Source organism: Streptomyces sp. NBC_01428, from assembly GCF_036231965.1.
Taxonomy (GTDB): Bacteria; Actinomycetota; Actinomycetes; order Streptomycetales; family Streptomycetaceae; genus Streptomyces.
On the sequence record NZ_CP109499.1, the window covers coordinates 1,124,119 to 1,141,542 of the forward strand.

A 17,424-nucleotide genomic window follows, 5' to 3' on the forward strand; every position below is an offset into this window, starting at 1 on the left:
GTCCGTGCGGCGGGGCCGGAGGGGCACCCTGCCTACGCTCGGCACGAAGACTGGCAGCAGGAAAAGCCGCAGGAAAGCAGGAAGCACGTTGAGCACCGTGGTCGCCAAGCGCTCTCCGCGTGCCGAGGGTCCGCCGATGCCCGAGGGGCAGGTCGAACTCGCCGAACCCCCCGTCCTCGGGGAGCCGGCCACCGCGGACTTCGGCTCGGTGATGATGTACCTGCCGATGGGCCTGGGCGCCGGGGCCATGGTGCTGATGTTCTCGGTCGGCAGCGGCGGCACGTCGATGTACATGATGACCGGGATGATGGGCGTCGCCATGGTCAGCATGACGCTGATGCAGGTCGGCCGCCCGGGCGCGGAACGACGACGCCGTATGCGGGCCGAACGGCGTGACTACCTGCGCTACCTCGGGCAGAAGCGGACCCAGGCCCGGCAGGCGGCCGAGCAGCAGCGGGCGGCGCTGCTCTGGGACAACCCGGACGCCGGGGAGCTGTGGGCGCTGGCCCGCGGCCCGCGGCTGTGGGAACGCAGGCCCGGTCACGACGACTTCGCGCGGGTGCGCATCGGGCTCGGCACCCGCCGGGCCGCGCTGGAGTTCCTGCCGCCGCAGACCAAACCGGTGGAGGACCTGGAGCCGCTGTGCGCCATCTCGCTGCGCCGGTTCACCCGGGCCCACCAGACGGTTCCCCTGCTGCCCGTGCCGGTGTCCCTGCGCCGCTTCACCAGCGTGGAGTTCACCGGGGAGACCGATGACGCGCTCGCCCTGGCGCGGGCGATGCTCGGACAGCTCACGGTCCTCCACTCCCCCGACGAGCTGCGCGTCGCGGTGCTCGGGGACGACGAGGCACTGCGCGCCTGGGACTGGCTCAAGTGGCTGCCGCACAACGCTCATCCGTACGAGGAGGACGCCGCGGGACCCGTACGGCTCGCCGCCGGTGACCACGACGCCCTGCTGGACCTGCTCGGGCCCGAACTGCGCGACCGGCCCGACCACGACCCGGCGTCCGCCCCGAGTGTCGCGGAGCCGTTCACGGTCGTCGTCGCCCACGGCGTACGGGTTCCCGAGACGTCCAGGCTGCTCGGCGCCGGGGTGCGCGGGGTGGTGCTCCTCGACCTCACCGGTGCGGTGCCCGGCGGCCCCAAGGTGCTGCGGCTCACCGTGCGCGGCGGCCGGGTCGACTTCCCGAACGGCTCGGAGACCGTGTCCGGGCAGGCCGACCGGCTCGGCCCCGTCGAGGCGGAGACCCTGGCCCGGACCCTGGCCCCGATGCGCACCGGCGGTGGCGTCGACCTGGTGGACCGGCCCCTGGAGTCCGACTTCGACCTGACCTCCATGCTCGGGATCCGTGACGTGCGCGGCTTCGACGTGCCCGCCAAGTGGCGTCCCCGGCTCGCCCAGGACGCCCGCCTCAAGGTGCCGATCGGTGTCACCGAGGACGGCGAGATCGTCGAACTCGACCTGAAGGAGTCCGCTCAGGGCGGGATGGGCCCGCACGGGCTGCTGATCGGCGCCACCGGCTCCGGCAAGAGCGAGCTGCTGCGCACGCTGGTGATGGGCCTGGCCGCCACCCACTCCTCGGAGATCCTCAACCTGGTCCTGGTGGACTTCAAGGGCGGCGCCACCTTCCTGAACATGGACCGGCTGCCGCACACGTCGGCCGTCATCACCAACCTGGCCGACGAACTGCACCTCGTCGACCGCATGCGTGACTCCATCAACGGCGAGATGATCCGCCGTCAGGAACTGCTCCGCGAGGCCGGTTTCGCCTCGCTCTACGAGTACGAGAAGGCGCGCGGCGCTGGCGCGAGCACACTGGCCCCGCTGCCGTCGCTGCTGATCATCGTGGACGAGTTCTCCGAACTGCTGGCGAACAAGCCGGAGTTCATCGAGCTGTTCGTGTCGATCGGCCGGCTCGGGCGCAGCCTCGGCGTGCATCTGCTGCTCGCCTCCCAGCGTCTGGACGAGTCGCGCATCCATCGCGTCGAGGGCCATCTCTCGTACCGGCTCGCGCTGCGCACCTTCTCCTCGATGGAGTCGCGCAGCGTGATCGGCACCTCCAGCGCGTACGAGCTGCCGTCGGCTCCCGGCAACGGCTATCTGAAGGTGGACACCACCAACCTGGTCCGGTTCAAGGCCGCTTACGTGTCCGGCCCGGTTCCCGCGGCTCCGAACCCGGACGAGGCGGGTCGCCGCGAGGGGGCCGCGTTCGAGGTGACCTCCTTCGGCCTGGAGACGCGCGGCGAACTGGCGTCGGTCCGTGCCGAGGAGGAAGCCGCGGCGCTGGTGTCGCTCGCGGAGGAGGCGCTGCGCGACCAGGGCGGCGAGGGGGACACGGCCGAGAACGGCGGCGAGAGCGCCGACGAGAGTCTTCTCGACGTCCTCGTGGGCCGACTGGAGGACAACGGGCCGCCCGCCCGACAGGTATGGCTGTCGCCGCTGTCGGAGTCGCCCGCGCTGGACGAGCTGCTGCCCGGCATCGTGCCCGACCCGGTGCGCGGCATGGGCGCGTCGGACCCCCGCGCGCAGGGCGCGCTGCGGGTGCCACTGGGGTTGGTGGACCGGCCGTTCGAGCAGCTGCGCGAGCTGCTGGTCGCGGACCTGTCGGGGGCGGACGGCCACCTCGGTCTGGTGGGTGCGCCGCAGACCGGCAAGTCGACGCTGCTGCGCTCCCTGATGCTGTCGCTCGCCCTGACCCACACGCCGGCAGAGGTCCAGTTCTACTGCCTGGACTTCGGAGGTGGCGGTCTGGTGTCGACCGCCGGTCTGCCGCACGTCGGCTCGGTGGCGACCCGCCTGGAACGCGACCGCGTCCTGCGGACCGTCGAGGAGCTGTCGCAACTCCTGGAGCGGCGTGAGCAGTTGTTCGCCGCGCGGGGGCTGGAGTCGATGGCCGCCTTCCGGGCGCTGCGCGCCGAGGGCACGGTCGACGATCCCTACGGTGACGTCTTCCTGCTGGTCGACGGATGGGCCACGCTCCGGCAGGACTACGACGACCTGGAGCAGCGGGTGATGGAACTCGCCGCCCGCGGGCTGTCGTTCGGCCTGCATGTGGTGGTCTCCGCGGTCCGCTGGTCCGAAGTGCGGCCCCGGCTGCGCGACATGCTCGGCACCAAGCTCGAACTGCGGCTCGGCGACTCGATGGAGTCCGAGGTCGGTTCCCGGGCGGCGGCCGGTGTGCCGCACCAGCCGGGCCGGGGCCTGACCGCGTCCGGGCACCACTTCCTCTCCGCGCTGCCCCGGCTCGACAGTTCCTCGCGCACCGACGACCTGACGGCCGCCACCAAGGCCGCTGTCGCGGAGATCGACACGTTCTGGACCGGCGGCAGCGCCCCCGGTGTCCGCCTGCTGCCGACCGGTCTCGACGCGCGACGGCTGCCGACACCCGCGGACACCCGCGACCTGAAGTTCTGTCTCGGCTGGGACGAGCAGCGGCTCGCGCCCGTGTGGCACGACTTCGGCGCCACCCCGCACCTGCTCGTGTACGGCGACGGCGAGACCGGCAAGACCAACGCACTGCGTCTCGCGATCCGCGCGATCACCGCCCGCTACCGCCCGGAGGAGGCCCGCATCCTGCTGGCCGACCCGGGACGCGGACTCCTCAAGGACGTGCCCGAGGAGTACCGCGTCGGCTACGTGGTCGACAACGACGGGCTCGGCAAGCTCGCCGAGAGCGCCGCCGTGTCGGTGGGCAAACGGCAGCCGGGCGCCGACGTCACGCCCGAGCAGCTGGAGAAGCGGGACTGGTGGACAGGACCGCTGCTGTTCGTCCTCATCGACGACTACGACCTGTTCGGCGGCGGCCCCGGCTCCGTTTCCCCGATGACTCCCCTGGTGCCGCTGCTCGCGCAGGGCGCCCACATCGGACTGCACCTCGTCGTCGCCCGCAGCACCTCGGGCGCGATGCGCTCGGTCATGGACCCGCTGATCCGCCGCATGTGGGAGCTGGGCAACCCGGCGCTGCTGTTCTCCTACCCCAAGGAGGAGGGCAAGTTCATCGGCGAGGCCAAGCCCCGCACCCTCCCGGCCGGGCGGGCCCAGCTCGTCACCCGCCGCACCGTCAAGCTGGTCCAGACCGGACTGGTGTCGGCGTCCCCCGTCCCCACAGGAGCATGATGACCACCGCCGCACCGCTGACGGGACGGGCCACCGAGGTCTGCCGCGTCACCGTCGAGACACCGGACGGCCGCACCGACCTGTCCGTCCCGGTCACCACCCCGGTGTCCGCCCTGCTCCCGGTCCTGCTGCGGCAGTTGCCCACCGGAGCCGCCGCGGACGGCACGCCGTGGGTGCTGCAACGGCTCGGCGAGGAACCGCTCGCCGCCGAGGCCACACCGGAGAGCGCCGGGCTGCGCCAGGGCGACGTCCTCCATCTGCGGCCCGCCGAGGCGCCGTTGCCCGCGCTGCACTTCGACGACGTCGCGGACGGCGTCGCGCACACCGTGGGCGACGGCACCGGCCGGTGGCGGCCCGAACTCACCCGGGGTCTCGCCGCGGGCCTGGCCTGTCTCGCCCTCGCCGGCCTCGCCGCCGCGCTGCTCGGTGCGGGCACCGGTCCCCGTACGTCCGCCGTCGCCGCGGCGGTGGCCGTGGTGCTGGCCGTCGCCTGCGCCACAGCCGCCCGCATGGGCGCCGACCGGATCAGCGTCCTGGTCGCCGGACTGGGCGCCTTCGGCTTCGCCGGTCTCGCCGGTGTGACACTGCGCGCGAGCCACTCCGGCGGCCACACGCCCGGCCTGACCGGGGTGCTCCTCGGCGCCGGCTGCGTGATCGCGCTGGCGGGTGCCCTGTTCGCCCTGGGAGCGCTGCCGCTGGTGGTCCCCGGCACCGTACTGCTGACCGCGATCGCCGCGGCGGCCGGTGCGGGACTCGCCGAGGGTGCCGGGCTGCGGGGCGACCAGGCCGCCGCCGTGGTCGCCGTGGCCCTGTTCGTGCTCGGCCATCTCGCACCCCGGCTCGCGCTGCGCACCGCCCGGCTGCGGGTCCCCCAACTGCCGCACGACGCACGGGAACTACAGCTCGACATCGAACCGGAGCCGGACGCGCGGGTGGCGCTCCGCGTGTCCGTCGCCACCGCGTGCCTGGACATGATCAGCGTCGCCTCCGCGCTGGTCTGGGCCGTCGCCCTGTGGCTGCTGACGGCCGGTGAGCACGGCTGGACCGGCTGGCTGCTGCCCCTCGCGCTCAGCCTCGCCGTCCTGCTCCGCGCACGCGGCACGAACGGCACCCTCCAGCGGGCCCCCGCCGTCCTCGCGGGCGCCTACGGGCTGGCCCTCGTCCTGGTCGTGCGCACCGCCGCGAACGGACCGGCGGGACGTGTCGTCGCCCTCGCGGTGCTGCTGGCCGCGGCCGTCCTGCTGCTGGTCGGCGCCTGGCGGCTGCCGCGCGCCCGCCTGCTGCCCATCTGGGGCCACCTGGGCGACCTGCTGGAGATCGTCACGGCGATCGCCCTGCTGCCGCTGCTGCTCCAGGTCCTCCACGCGTACACGTACTTCCGCGGCCTCGCGGGCTAGGGCGGACGACCGTGCAGACTCGACGCGATCACGTACAGGCGTACCAGTTCGCCATGGGCCGGCTCGCCTCGGCCCTCGTCAGCGGCGACCCCGGACGCGGCGACAGCCCGACCCGGCGGTCGGCCCTCGGCTCCGTGTTCGGTGTGGGGGTGGTGGTGCTGCTGTGCGCCGGGTTCGGCGTGTACGGACTGATCTCCCCTGTCGCGAAGGACGACTGGCGCAAGGACGGGGCCGTCGTCCTGGAGGAGGACACCGGCAACCGTTACGTCTACGCGGGCGGCGTCCTGCGCCCGACCCGCAACTACGCCTCCGCGCTGCTCATCGCGGGCAAGCGGGCGACCCCGAGGACGCTCTCCGCGAAGTCCCTCGCCGGCGTGCCGCACGGCGGTCCGGTCGGCATCCCCGGCGCACCGGACACGGTGCCGGACGCGTCCGCGCTGACGACGGGACCCTGGGCGCGCTGTCTGCCCGGCACCGGGTCCCGCGTCGTGGGGCAGACGCTCGCCTTCGGCCCGTCGGCGGCCGCCCTGCACCCGTTGCCGGCCGGCCGTCAGGTGCTGCTCAAGGGTCCCAAGAACGCCCGCTACCTGCTCGTGCGCGGGGTCAAGCACCCGGTTCCCGACGATTCCGCCCTCATCGCCCTCGGCCTGGACGACCAGACACCGCTCAGCGCCGCCGCCGACTGGCTCACCGCGGTCCCCACCGGCGCCGCGCTCGACGCGCCCGTACCGCCGGGTGCCGGGAAGCCGGCCGGGAAGGTCGCCGGGCAGGCCGCCCGGGTCGGGCAGCTCTTCCGCACCAGCGCGGGCGGGACCGAGCACCGCTACCTGCTGCGCTCCGACGGGCTCGTCCCGGTCAACGCGACCGCGTACGCCCTGCTCGCCGCCCGCCCCGGCGCGCCCGAACCCCGCCGGGTCACCCAGGCGGACATCGCCGTCGCCGAGGTGTCCGCGGAGCGCGGCCCCACCGACCGGATCCCCGACGTCGGCGGCGCCCGCGCGCTCGACGGCGGAACGGTCTGCCTGGAGCACCTGTCCGACGGGCGTGTCCGGTTGACCGTGTCCGACGTGGCCGAGCGCCGGGTCGCCCTGCACGCCGGCGCCGGCGTGCTGGCCGTCCCGGCCGGCGGCGGGGGCCAGTACCTCGTCACCGAGCAGGGCGTGAAGTACCGGATCGCGGACGACTCGGCCGCGCGGGCCCTCGGCCTCGCGGACACCAAGCAGCGGCTCACCCTGCCCGCGAGCGCCCTCGCCCTGCTGCCCGACGGCCCGGTGCTCAGCCGCGCCGCCGCCGGAAAGGGATGAGCCCGATGGGCAGGCTCAAGCTGCGCGCGACACCGGTAGGGGGCGCTCTCCTCGTCCATCCCAAGGGCCGGCTCGACGAGAGGGCGGCGGGTTTCGCGGGCGGGCTCGCGCGCGACCCGCAGCACACCCTCGTCGTCGTCGACCTGCCGGCCCAGGTGCTCGCCGACGAATGGGAGGCGGTGGCCAAGGTGTTGTCCTCCTCCCGGCACGGCAGCATGCGGATGGTCTTCGGCCGGGGCAGGGGCGACGACGTACGCACGGCGGCGGGGCGGATCGCCGACCGGCTCGGCCGCGAGGTCCTCGCCCCGGACGGTGCCCTCGTCCCGACCCTCGCGGGCGGTCTGTTCGTGCCCGGCGACGAGGGCGCCGCGTGGCTGCGGTTCCGGCCGGGACGTGCCGTCCAACCCGACTCCCAACGGTTCCCGAAGCCGCGATGGGAGTTCACGGTGCCGACCCGGCCACGGCCGGCCGGTGTCCGCACGACCACCCAACCGGTGCCGTCCGGCGTGTGGTTGAGGAACAGTGGCGATCCGCTCTCGGGTCGGCATCGTCGAGCCGTCGAGACCGTCCCCACGGACACCGAGAACCTTCTCGTCGTCCTCGGCAGCCCCGGCACCGAGCCGCTGCCCGTCGACGACGTGGCCGGCTACTGGACCACCGTCCTCCCCAACGCCCGCTCCGCGGTGCGGTTCGTCCTCTACGGCACCCTCGACACCCCGGACTCGCTCGCCCCCGGCCAGGGCCTCGCGAACGCCCTGGACCACGAGGTGGTCCTGTACGCCGAGTTGCCCTCCGGCGTGCCCGGACGGGCGGGGCACACGGAGCCGCCGGACCACACCGTCTACAGCCCCGCGCACGACACGGCCCGGCCGGCCCACCCGGAGTCGACCGGGGAACCCGCGCGGACGGCCCTCGGCGGGGAGGAGGCTCGTCCCGGTGCGGGGGCGGAGGCCGGACCTGGGACGCCGTCGGGTTCGACGGTCGTGTCCGGCTCCGCCTCTCAAGGTCCGACGACAACGCCTGAGGCAGCCCCCTCGACTGCGGCGACCATGGCTGACGGCGTCCCGTCGGTTCCGGCGACCGTGCCCGAGGGAGCCCCGTCGGCTCGGCCGACTCTCCCTGGTGACGGTGCGACGTCGGACGGTGCGACGGAGCCCGGAGCGTCCACACCGTCGGCCGCCCTCGTACCGGAAGGTCCCGAGCCCGTCACCACCCCGGTCCTCGCCGCGCGGACCCCGTCCAGGCAGTCCGTTCCGCGCATCCGCACGGAGTCCGGGGGCTCGGAGCCCTCCACCCGTACCGCCGAGCCGCGGGGTTCCGACACCTCCGCGCGGCCCGACTCCCCCGCAGAGCAAGCGACTTCGGCGGCACACGCCGTCGCCGGGACCCCGCCGGCCCCCGTGGGCGAACCCGTGCCGCCCTCGGGGAGTTCTCCTTCGGAGCGGAACTCCCCTGCGCGCGGCACGGCACCCGAGGCGGATCCCGGCCCGCCCGAACCGAGCGCCGTATCACCGGATCCACCCGCGGTCGACACCGATCCGGACCGGACCGGCGTGCTTCCGCCGGACACCTCCGGGCCGGCCGAGGACGCGGCGCCCGACCCCGGCACGGCACCTGCCCCGCCCCGGACCTCTGACGCTGACGCTGACACGGACACGGGCCCACCGTCCGTTCTCCCCGACGGCGTCGGCCCGGGTGCCGAGGCCGGCGCGTCGCCCGTCCCCGCGACGCGACCCGTCCGGCCCGCCGCCCCCCGATTCCGGCTGGAGTCGGGCGCGCCCGCCCCCGAGCCGGTCTCTGTTCCGGCGCCCGTCCCGGCGCCCGCGGCGACCGCCGGGGCCCTCGTGACGGCGCCCGCTCCGGCCGGTGAGGCACCCGGCGTGCGGGTGCAGCCCGTACCCCGGACGGCGGCCTGCGCGCTGCCGCCCGAACGTGGGGTCGCGCAGGAACGGGACTGGGTGCGGCGGACGTACAGCGAGCAGTACAACGCGACGGCCGGGTCGGTGTCGCGGATGATGTCCGAGTCGCCGGGCCTGCGCGGCGGGTCGAGGACGGAAGCGGCGGACGCGCTGACCGAACTCGTCTCCGTGCGGCTGTACTTGTCGGGCGACAGCCGGACGGCCGACGCCGCCGTGCGCACGGCGACCGCTGGTCCGCACGTGCCGCTGGCCCGGTGCGTGACGGCCGGCCTGCGCCGGCTGCCCTCCTACCGGGGCCCGGCCCTGCTGCGGACCCGGCTCGCCGACGCGGAGCGCGCCTGGTACCGGGACGACAGGCTGGTCACCGAGTGGGCGTTCTGCCACGCGCGGACGTCGCTGCACGCGGGCCCCCGGGGCGGCGGTGCCGCCGACGTCCTGATCTGGTCGATGACCGCGCGCCGCACCGGCGCGCTGGACCCGGCCGTGCCGGACCGGGTGGTGTTCCTGCCCGGGACGTCCTTCAAGGTGCTGCGCACCGTGGGCGACGCCGTGCTGATGCGGGAGGTTTCGCCCTCGGAGATCGCCGTGGACGGCCGTGTCGACCTCCAGCGCGTGAAGCTCGACGAGATCGCCCTCAAGGGTCTGGGGAACATCGTCGACGCCCTGGAGAAGGCCGGCACCGACGCCAAGGCGGAGAGCGCCGACCCGCCCGGACTGATCCTCACCCCCGCCACGGGGCGTACGGGTCGCACAGAAGGAGCCAAGCCGTGAGCAGGCAAGTCCTGTTGGTGTCCCCGGACCGCCCGGGCGCCCACCGTACGATCGCCCGCGCGCTGGCCGAGGCCGCGGAGGGGGCGCTGGTCACGGTGGCCCCCGGCCGGTACGAGGAGGCGCTGGACATCACCCGGGCGGTGACCCTGGCCGCCGAGGGCGGTGCGGGGTCCGTCCGGGTGCACGCGGCCTCCGGCAGCACCGTCGTCGTCGACGCGGAGGCGGTCCAGCTCTCCGGCCTGGTGCTGTCGGGTGCGGACCCGGAGGCGCCGGTCCTCGACCTGCGGCGCGGACAGACGGCGTTGGACAACTGTGTGATCGAAGGCGCCGCCTGGACGGCGGTGCTCGCCTGGAACGAGGGCATCCTGGCCGCCCGCGGCTGCAAGGTCAGCAATCCGAACGGCGCGGGCGTCGTGGTCACCTCGCGGGGCGGCAACGTCCTGGAGGACACGGAGATCACCGAGGCCGGTTCGTCGGCGGTCGTGGTCGCCGAACAAGGGCGTCTCGACGTACGGGACTGCCGCCTCGACCGTGCCCGCGGCAACGGCGTCTGCGTCAACGGCGGCGCGTCCGCGACCGTCGAGTCCACCCGGATCAGCGGGAGCGGCAAGCCCGCGGTGGCCGTCGAGCAGGAGGCGCGGGCCGTATTGCTCCGGGTGACCGTCACGGGCAGCACCGTGCTGGACGCCTATCTCACGAGCCGGGGCGAGACCACGCTCACGGACTGTACGTTCTCCGGTTCGGCCGGACAGTCGGTGCACATCGCCGACGGTGCCGCGCCCCAGCTGCGCGGCTGCACGATGACGGGTGCGGCGCGCAGCGGCCTCCAGGCCGCCGGGGGCGCCCGGCCCCGGCTGGAGGACTGCGAGATCAGCGGCAGCCCGGTCGGACTGCACGTCACCGGCGCGGCGACCACGGTCACCGCGACGGGACTCGTGGTGCGTGACGCGGCGACCGCCGCCGTCCAGGCGGCCGACTCCGGCACCGCCGAACTGGAACGGCTCACCGTGGCCGGCACGTCGGGCGCGGGGGTCCGCGCCCAGGGCGGCGCGCGGCTCACCCTTCGGGACGCCACGGTCACCCTGAGCGGAGGCGGCGAGGGGCTCGCGCTCGCCGGGAAGTCGACCGCGTATCTGGCCGGCTGCGCGCTGCGCGGCTGCGGGGCCGTCGTCGGCGAGAGCGCCGAACTGACCGCGCACGACAGCGAGTTCACGGGGTCCGCGACCGACGCTGTGCAGGTGCTGGCGGGCGGCTCCCTCACCGCCGTCGGCTGTCGGATGACCGGCGCGAACGGGCACGGCGTCAACGCCCACGCCGACGCCCGCACCGATCTGAGCAACTGCGCCGTCGCGGACAACGCCCGGGACCGTGCGGCGGACGCGGCGTCGGCAGCCCCGGCCCCGGCGGCCCACCAGCAGGACGCGGAGGCCCCCCGATCCGGTACGGGCCCGCTGGCCGAACTGGAGGCCCTGGTCGGCCTGGAGAGCGTGAAGCACGAGGTCACCGGGCTGATCAACCTCAACAAGATGACCAAGCGGCGGACCGAGATGGGGCTGCCCATGCCGCCGATGAGCCGCCACCTGGTCTTCGCGGGGCCGCCCGGTACCGGCAAGACGACGGTGGCCCGGCTGTACGGGGCCGTCCTCGCGGAGCTGGGCATCCTCAGCCAGGGTCACATCGTCGAGGTGGCCCGGGCCGATCTGGTCGCCCAGATCATCGGCGGCACCGCCATCAAGACCACCGAGGTCTTCAACCGGGCGCTGGGCGGGGTGCTGTTCATCGACGAGGCGTACACGCTGACCAACCAGTCGCGCGGCACGGGCCCCGACTTCGGCCAGGAGGCCGTCGAGTCGCTGATGAAGCTGATGGAGGACCACCGCGACGAGATCGTGGTGATCGCGGCGGGCTACTCCGAGCACATGGACCGCTTCCTCGCCTCCAACCCGGGCATGGCATCGCGGTTCGCCCGCACGGTCGAGTTCCCGAACTACGCGCCGGACGAACTGGTCACCATCGTGCGGGGGTTGTGCGCCAAGCACTACTACGAGCTGTCCGACGACGCCTTGGAGGCGCTGTCGCGCTACTTCGAGGACGTGCCCAAGGGCCCGACGTTCGGCAACGGCCGCGTCGCCCGGCAGGTGTTCGAGTCGATGATCAGCACACAGGCGTCCCGGCTGGCCGCGCAAGCGCCGGAGCACGACAGCGACCTGAGCCGCCTGACCGCGGCCGACGTCACCCCGGTGCCGCAGGCGCCCACGCCCGAGGGACAGGCGCGACCGACGACACGGGCGCACACCCAAGCGCCGCCGTCGGAGCGGGACGTGGCACCCGCGCCACCCGCGACGCCGGCCCCGGTCTCCGCTTCCGGCGTCCCCACGTCCCCTGCTGCGGCGGCTCCCTCGGCCGCGACTGCGCCGAAAGCGCCCGTCGACGCACCGGCCGCGCCGGAGACTCCTGCGGCCTCATCCCGCGCGAAGGCACACCCCGCGCCGGCGTTCGCCGGCCGCCACCTGGCCGCCCTCACCGGCCTCGGCCCGGTGCCCGAGGCGCTGGCCGCCCGGGTCGAGACCTTGGTGGGACTCGGGCAGGGCACCGCCGGACTGGCCGACGTCATCCTGGAGGGCGCTCCCGGCAGCGGACGCCGTGCCGTGGCCGCCGCCTACGGGCGGGCGCTCGCCGAACACGGCGTGGTGGCGTCCGGCGCGTTCACTCATGTGCCGCTCTCCGCTGTCCCGGCCCGCTGGCCGGAGCAGCCGCACGCGTACCTGGCCCACACGTTCCGGGAGGCCACGGGCGGGCTGCTGGTCGCCGAGGCCGATCACGCCTTCGAGCGCCGTCCGGCCGCCGAACGGGACGCCGTGATCGACGCGTTGGCGGCCGGGGCCGCGTCCCGCGACGCACAGGGTGCCGTCCTGGTGCTGTCCGGCAGCGCCCCGTACCTCATGGACCTGCTGCGGGACCGTACGGATCTGGCGGCCTCGTTCGCCGAGTACCTGCGGCTGCCCTCCTGGACCGGTGCCGGACTGGCCGAACTCACCCGGCGGCGGCTGGCCGTGCTGGGCTTCGAGGTGGACGACGACGTGGCGGCGGCACTGGCGGGCCAGGACCCGGCGCACGGCGCCCACGGCGCGCACCGGCTGGCGGACCGTGTCGCCGCACGCGCCCGCGCCCGCCGCCTGGTCCTCGACGACCTCGCCGAGGACCTCCCGCTGCCCGCGGCGACGCTGGTGGCCCCCTGACCGGACGAACGGGCAGAGATTCGCGGTCGGTCGGGCAACGTGCCCGGAATCCGGTCAACGACCGCCACCGGCCCCCACGACGATCGTGACGACCGACCATCCCACGGACGAGAGGAACGGCCATGGCCGGCAACACAGAAGCATCGGTGGACATCGCGGGCATGAAGCTCGCCCAGGGCAGCTTCCAGACCGCGGTGGACGAGGCCAACGGCAGCTACACGCAGATGGAGAGCCAGATCGACGCCCTGCGGGCGAGCTGGACCGGTGACGCGGCCAGCACCTACCAGGGGGCGATGGACACCTGGCTCCAGGACTTCGCCACGGTGCGCAGCCAGCTCAACCTGATGCTGGAGAAGCTCCAGGCCAACACCGGTGACTACACCGTCACACACCAGACCACCACGGACACCGCGAGCACGCTCCACAAGAACATGACGCAGCCCCTGCCGGGCTTCTAGACACCTTCCCTTCCCCACCGACCCGTTCACATCAAGGAGCCCACGATGCCCACCTATACGGTCCAGATGAACCAGATCGAGTACGTCGTCGGTGAGATGGCCGCGATCAGCAAGAAGATCCACGACACGCTGACCGACCTGGACGACAGCACCAAGATCCACCTCAGCGAGTGGACCAGCGACGCGCGCCACACGTACAACACGGTGAAGCTGAAGTGGGACACGGCGGCGGCCGACATGGTGACCCAGGCACAGAACGCCACCACCTCGCTCGGCCACATCAACGAGGCCTACCACGCGGGTGAGCGGCACGGTGTGAGCCTCTGGGACCAGTGACATGGCGATCACGGACGAGAGCGCCGACCGGGGCAACAGCGACCCGAACGTCAACCCCAACGACTACGGCGACAACAACAGCGGTTCCACACAGGGCAGCGGCGATCACCACTACCACGGGGGTACGGACGTCCTGCACGCGCCGGGCATCCTCAGTGATCTGCACCCCTTCGTTCCGCCGCCGGTACCGGGCGGGAACGGTTCGAACGGAACCTCGGTCAGCACACCGTCACTGGACCTGTTCGCCACCAACATCGACCTGCTGATCCAGCCGGTGCGTGACGTCGCCACCGGTCTCGCGGACGTCGCCATCGCACCGGGCGCCTTCTACCACGCCAACGTGATGCGGACGAAGGTCAACGGCCCCAACGCGGACGCGGGACTGAAGAAGAGCTACGGCGACGCCCTGTCGGCCCTGGTCACGGGGCTCACCGATCTGCGGGACGGGGTCAAGCAGCTCAGCCACGACTACGGGACGACCGAGGAGGCCAACGCCATGACGGCCACCGACCTCGCGGACGCGCTCGGCAACACCGCCAACGACTTCAACACCATGATGACCTCGAACGGCGGCACCGGGATGACCGGCACCGGCAACCCCTCGACGAACACACCCGCCCCCGCCTGAGCCGGACCCGGCTGCCGAGGGCCCCCGCGCCCGGCCCCTGAGGTCCCGCCCCGGCCGGGCGGGGCCCGAAGCGGGCGCGGGGCGACGGCACCGGGGGCGGGCACGGGCGGGACGACGGACGCGGCACACACGCGGCACAGGCGCGTATCAGGAGAGCGACAGTGGCGGACTACAACAGCGGCGGCTTCCACCAGGGCGACGACGGCACGATCTTCGGCAGCCCCGACGGCTCGTCCAGCGGCAGCATCAACGACTACGACAACTGGGACTGGAAGCAGATCAAGGCGGCCATCACCGGCATGTCCGCCGGCGTCGCGACCGACGCCAACGAGTCCCACGCCCGTGCCGTCGCCGACCCCCAGTCGCTCCTGGACGCCGCCAACGCCTTCTTCCACGTGCAGCGGACCCTGGAGGGCATCACCAAGAGCCTGGTCGACCAGGCCAAGGCGCTCGCGGGCGACAACGGGCCGTGGAACGGGGCCGCCGCAGACGCCTTCCTCGACATGATGACCAACTTCTCCCGGCAGGTGAAGGCCAACGCCGATGTCCTGGCCGGTGGTTCCACCGGTGACCGCTCGGTACCCCACCAGCTGGCCAACAACGCGATCACCCTCCAGAGCGCGCAGAACAAGCTGGGCGAGATCGACAGTTGGTACGCCGACCAGGCGATCGCGATGGGCGTGACGCCGATGTCGAACGGGCTGATCCCGATCAGCCAGAAGCCCGAACTGGTCCAGATGATGAACGAGGACATGCGCAGCGTCCTCAAGAGTCTGGCGCACACCTACCAGGTCACCACGGACAACATCGTCAACCCGGTGCCGGTGAACTCCCCGGCCAACAACCCCAACGGAACGGGGGACGGCCCCCCGGACGAGGGCCCCGACCTCGGCGGACCCGACGGCGGGATCGGTGGCACGGGCGACCTGTCGGAGCTGTCGGGCATGACGGACACCGGTCTCGACCAGGGGCTCGACACGGGCGGGGGAATCGGCGGGCTGGACGGGTTGGGCGGTCTCGACCCGTCCGGCGACGTGGCGGGGTTCCCCGGCGACCCGTCCGCCCTGGACGGCACGGGCCTGGACGGAACAGGACTCGACGGGACGGGACTCGACCCCACAGGACTCGACGACCTCGGTCTCGACGGCCTCGACCCCTCGGCCCTCGACAACGCGCTCAACCCGCTCTCCTTCCCCGGGCTCGCCGGTCTCGGCGGGCTGGGCGGACTGGGGACCGGCCGGCTGGGCGCCGGCAAGGGGGCCTTCGACGGCCTGTCGACGGCCGATCCCGAGGCGTTCGGGGACACGGGGCTCGCCGACGGGCTGTCCGACGGGCTCACCGGCGGTCTGGACAGCGGCCTGGCCGACGGGCTCGCCGCCGAGTCCGGGATGCCCTCGCAGCTCGCGACGTCCTCGGGGATGCCCTACATGCCGGGCATGGGCGGTACGGGCCAGGGCGGCGGCCTGTCCTCGGAGCCGACGGACGCCTCCGGGCTGCTCGACGCGAGTGCGGAACCCTGGGAGGGCGAGGCGCTGACCGGCGGCGACGACATCGGCTCGGAGCTGGGCGCGTCGGCCGGCGGCGAAGGACTGACCACCGGCGGCATGCCGTACCTGCCCGGGACGGGCGGCATGGGCGCGGCGGGTGCCGGCCGGGACGCGACGAGTGAACGGACCGACGCCTCGGGGCTGTTGGACGAGAGCGTCGAGCCCTGGGAGGGCGACGAGGACACCGGGACGGACGAGGTCGGCGCACCGGAGGGCGCCCTCCCCGGAGTGCCGTACCTGCCCGGTTTCGGCACGCCCGGCACCGCGGTCCGCGGGTCCCGCACCGACACCGGGGAGGACGGCGGCACCGCGTCCGCCGGCGAGGACGGCGAGCGCGCCGGGGAGTCCGCGGCGGGTGAACCGGCCGTCGTGCCGGGGGCCGGTTCAGCGGCACCCGCGACGGCTGCGGCACCGGTCGCGGCCGGTTCCGACGGGCTGCCCCTGTCCGGTGCCGACGGGAGCGCCGTCGTCCCGCGTCCGGTGGCCGACGACGGCGAGGAGGACTTCTCCGCCTGGGAGGCCGGAGCGGGAGCGGGCGCCTTCGTTCCCCTGCTCTGGGCGGTGCGCGGGGAGCGGGAGACACGGGAGACCTCCGCGGACGAGCAACAGGGTGTGACGAGCGAGCCGTTGAGCACCTGGCAGCCGGAACGGCATGCTCCCGGGACGCAGTCCGCGGCACAGGTGGTCCGGGGTGCGTCGGGGTGTGGCGACGGCGGGCCCGAACCGGAGGCACCCGACGCGCCCGAGGACCCCGAGGAGGAGACCGAGGAGACCGGCCGGGGCATCGCTGACCTGCTGATCCAGGAGGAGAGCACGTGGGGTGCCGTCCCCGACGGTCCCGCGGCGACGTACTGAGTTCACCTCGGACCAGGATCCGATCCCGTCAGCACCGCCCCTAGGGAGAAGAGTTCACGTGCCCAGCCCGTACGACCAGCAGATCGAGGACCTGCTGGAGCAGTACCGCCGACAGCGCGAGCAGGCCGCCGAGACCCGGCGCCGGATCAACGCGACGACGTCGACCGCGACCGCCCCGCGCCAGACGGTGAAGGTGACCGTCGGCGCGCAGGGCGAGGTCACCGCCATCGAGTTCCCGACCGGCGCCTACCGCCGCATGGCACCGAAGGAGCTGGCGGACGTGCTGCTGGCCACCATCCAGCAGGCGCGGTCCGAGGCGCTGGACGGCGTCGCCGGAGTGCTCGCCGGGGAACTGCCGTCCGGGGTGACGGTGGCCGACCTGCTCCAGGGCCGGGTCGACCCGACCGCCCTGCTGCCCGAGGATCCGGCGATGCCGGACTCCGTCCGCGACTACGTCGACCACGGCTTCCAGGGAGAGTCCCATGAGTGACGGCACGTTCTCCGTCGACACCGAGCGCCTGGAACAGGCCGCTCCGCAGGTCCAGGAACTGGCCGGACGCATCCGGTCCATCGCGACGAAGCTCGACGGCCGGCTGTCCGCGCTCGGCGAGTGCTGGGGCGACGACGAGAGCGGCCGGCAGTTCCTGGAGCAGTACGCCGTGCCCAAGCGGCAGCTCGGGCACGGCATCACCGGGGTCGGTGACGTCCTGGACAGCACCGTCGAGGGCATCCGCACCATGGCCAAGGGGTTCGAGCGGACCGAGCAGCAGAACGTCGAGGCGCTGCGCGCGATCACACCCTCCGACTCCGCGACGGTGAGCGACGCGTCGCCGCACCGCACCCGCCGCTAGCG

General features: G+C 73.7%; 11 protein-coding genes. All 11 read left to right on the top strand.

Going from position 1 to position 17,424, the window contains the following annotated elements; genetic code table 11:
• Positions 1-88: 88 nt before the first annotated feature.
• The 11 genes from eccCa to OG406_RS04985 all read left to right on the top strand — a co-directional run bounded on the left by eccCa (position 89) and on the right by OG406_RS04985 (position 17,422).
• Complete coding sequence (gene eccCa, locus OG406_RS04935) at positions 89-4,117, top strand: type VII secretion protein EccCa (RefSeq protein WP_329184248.1); 4,029 nt, start codon at positions 89-91, stop codon at positions 4,115-4,117.
• Positions 4,117-5,514 carry a type VII secretion integral membrane protein EccD gene (gene eccD, locus OG406_RS04940; protein ID WP_329184250.1) on the top strand — a complete coding sequence of 466 codons (1,398 nt, stop codon included), beginning with the start codon at positions 4,117-4,119 and terminating at the stop codon, positions 5,512-5,514. The genes eccCa and eccD overlap by 1 nt, the downstream gene beginning before the upstream one ends.
• A gap of 11 nt (positions 5,515-5,525) precedes the next feature.
• Positions 5,526-6,818: a type VII secretion protein EccB gene (gene eccB, locus OG406_RS04945; protein ID WP_329184252.1), complete on the top strand. Its 1,293-nt coding sequence runs from the start codon at positions 5,526-5,528 to the stop codon at positions 6,816-6,818.
• 5 nt (positions 6,819-6,823) lie between these two features.
• On the top strand, positions 6,824-9,508 hold the full coding sequence (locus tag OG406_RS04950) for a hypothetical protein (protein WP_329184254.1): 2,685 nt from the start codon (positions 6,824-6,826) through the stop codon (positions 9,506-9,508).
• Positions 9,505-12,747, top strand: a complete 3,243-nt coding sequence (locus OG406_RS04955; protein ID WP_329184256.1) for a right-handed parallel beta-helix repeat-containing protein — start codon at positions 9,505-9,507, stop codon at positions 12,745-12,747. The genes OG406_RS04950 and OG406_RS04955 overlap by 4 nt, the downstream gene beginning before the upstream one ends.
• A 122-nt stretch (positions 12,748-12,869) precedes the next feature.
• Entirely contained in the window at positions 12,870-13,205 is a 336-nt protein-coding gene (locus OG406_RS04960) for a WXG100 family type VII secretion target (RefSeq protein WP_164369096.1), read from the top strand.
• 45 nt (positions 13,206-13,250) lie between these two features.
• Positions 13,251-13,541 carry a WXG100 family type VII secretion target gene (locus OG406_RS04965; protein WP_164369097.1) on the top strand — a complete coding sequence of 97 codons (291 nt, stop codon included), beginning with the start codon at positions 13,251-13,253 and terminating at the stop codon, positions 13,539-13,541.
• Between the two features lies 1 nt (position 13,542).
• Entirely contained in the window at positions 13,543-14,169 is a 627-nt protein-coding gene (locus OG406_RS04970; RefSeq protein WP_164369098.1) for a hypothetical protein, read from the top strand.
• Between the two features lie 161 nt (positions 14,170-14,330).
• Positions 14,331-16,571 carry a WXG100 family type VII secretion target gene (locus tag OG406_RS04975; RefSeq protein WP_267049391.1) on the top strand — a complete coding sequence of 747 codons (2,241 nt, stop codon included), beginning with the start codon at positions 14,331-14,333 and terminating at the stop codon, positions 16,569-16,571.
• 58 nt (positions 16,572-16,629) lie between these two features.
• Entirely contained in the window at positions 16,630-17,061 is a 432-nt protein-coding gene (locus tag OG406_RS04980; RefSeq protein WP_164369100.1) for a YbaB/EbfC family nucleoid-associated protein, read from the top strand.
• The gene (locus OG406_RS04985; RefSeq protein WP_266850556.1) at positions 17,054-17,422 is read left to right on the top strand and encodes a WXG100 family type VII secretion target; all 369 of its coding nucleotides are present in this window, start codon (positions 17,054-17,056) and stop codon (positions 17,420-17,422) included. The genes OG406_RS04980 and OG406_RS04985 overlap by 8 nt, the downstream gene beginning before the upstream one ends.
• Positions 17,423-17,424 lie beyond the last annotated feature (2 nt).

Coding starts and splice junctions, on each gene's coding strand:
- eccD (WP_329184250.1), top strand. CDS start 4,117: ATGACCACCGCCGCACCGCTGACGGGACGGGCCACCGAGGTCTGCCGC.
- OG406_RS04950 (WP_329184254.1), top strand. CDS start 6,824: ATGGGCAGGCTCAAGCTGCGCGCGACACCGGTAGGGGGCGCTCTCCTC.
- OG406_RS04960 (WP_164369096.1), top strand. CDS start 12,870: ATGGCCGGCAACACAGAAGCATCGGTGGACATCGCGGGCATGAAGCTC.
- OG406_RS04965 (WP_164369097.1), top strand. CDS start 13,251: ATGCCCACCTATACGGTCCAGATGAACCAGATCGAGTACGTCGTCGGT.
- OG406_RS04970 (WP_164369098.1), top strand. CDS start 13,543: ATGGCGATCACGGACGAGAGCGCCGACCGGGGCAACAGCGACCCGAAC.
- OG406_RS04985 (WP_266850556.1), top strand. CDS start 17,054: ATGAGTGACGGCACGTTCTCCGTCGACACCGAGCGCCTGGAACAGGCC.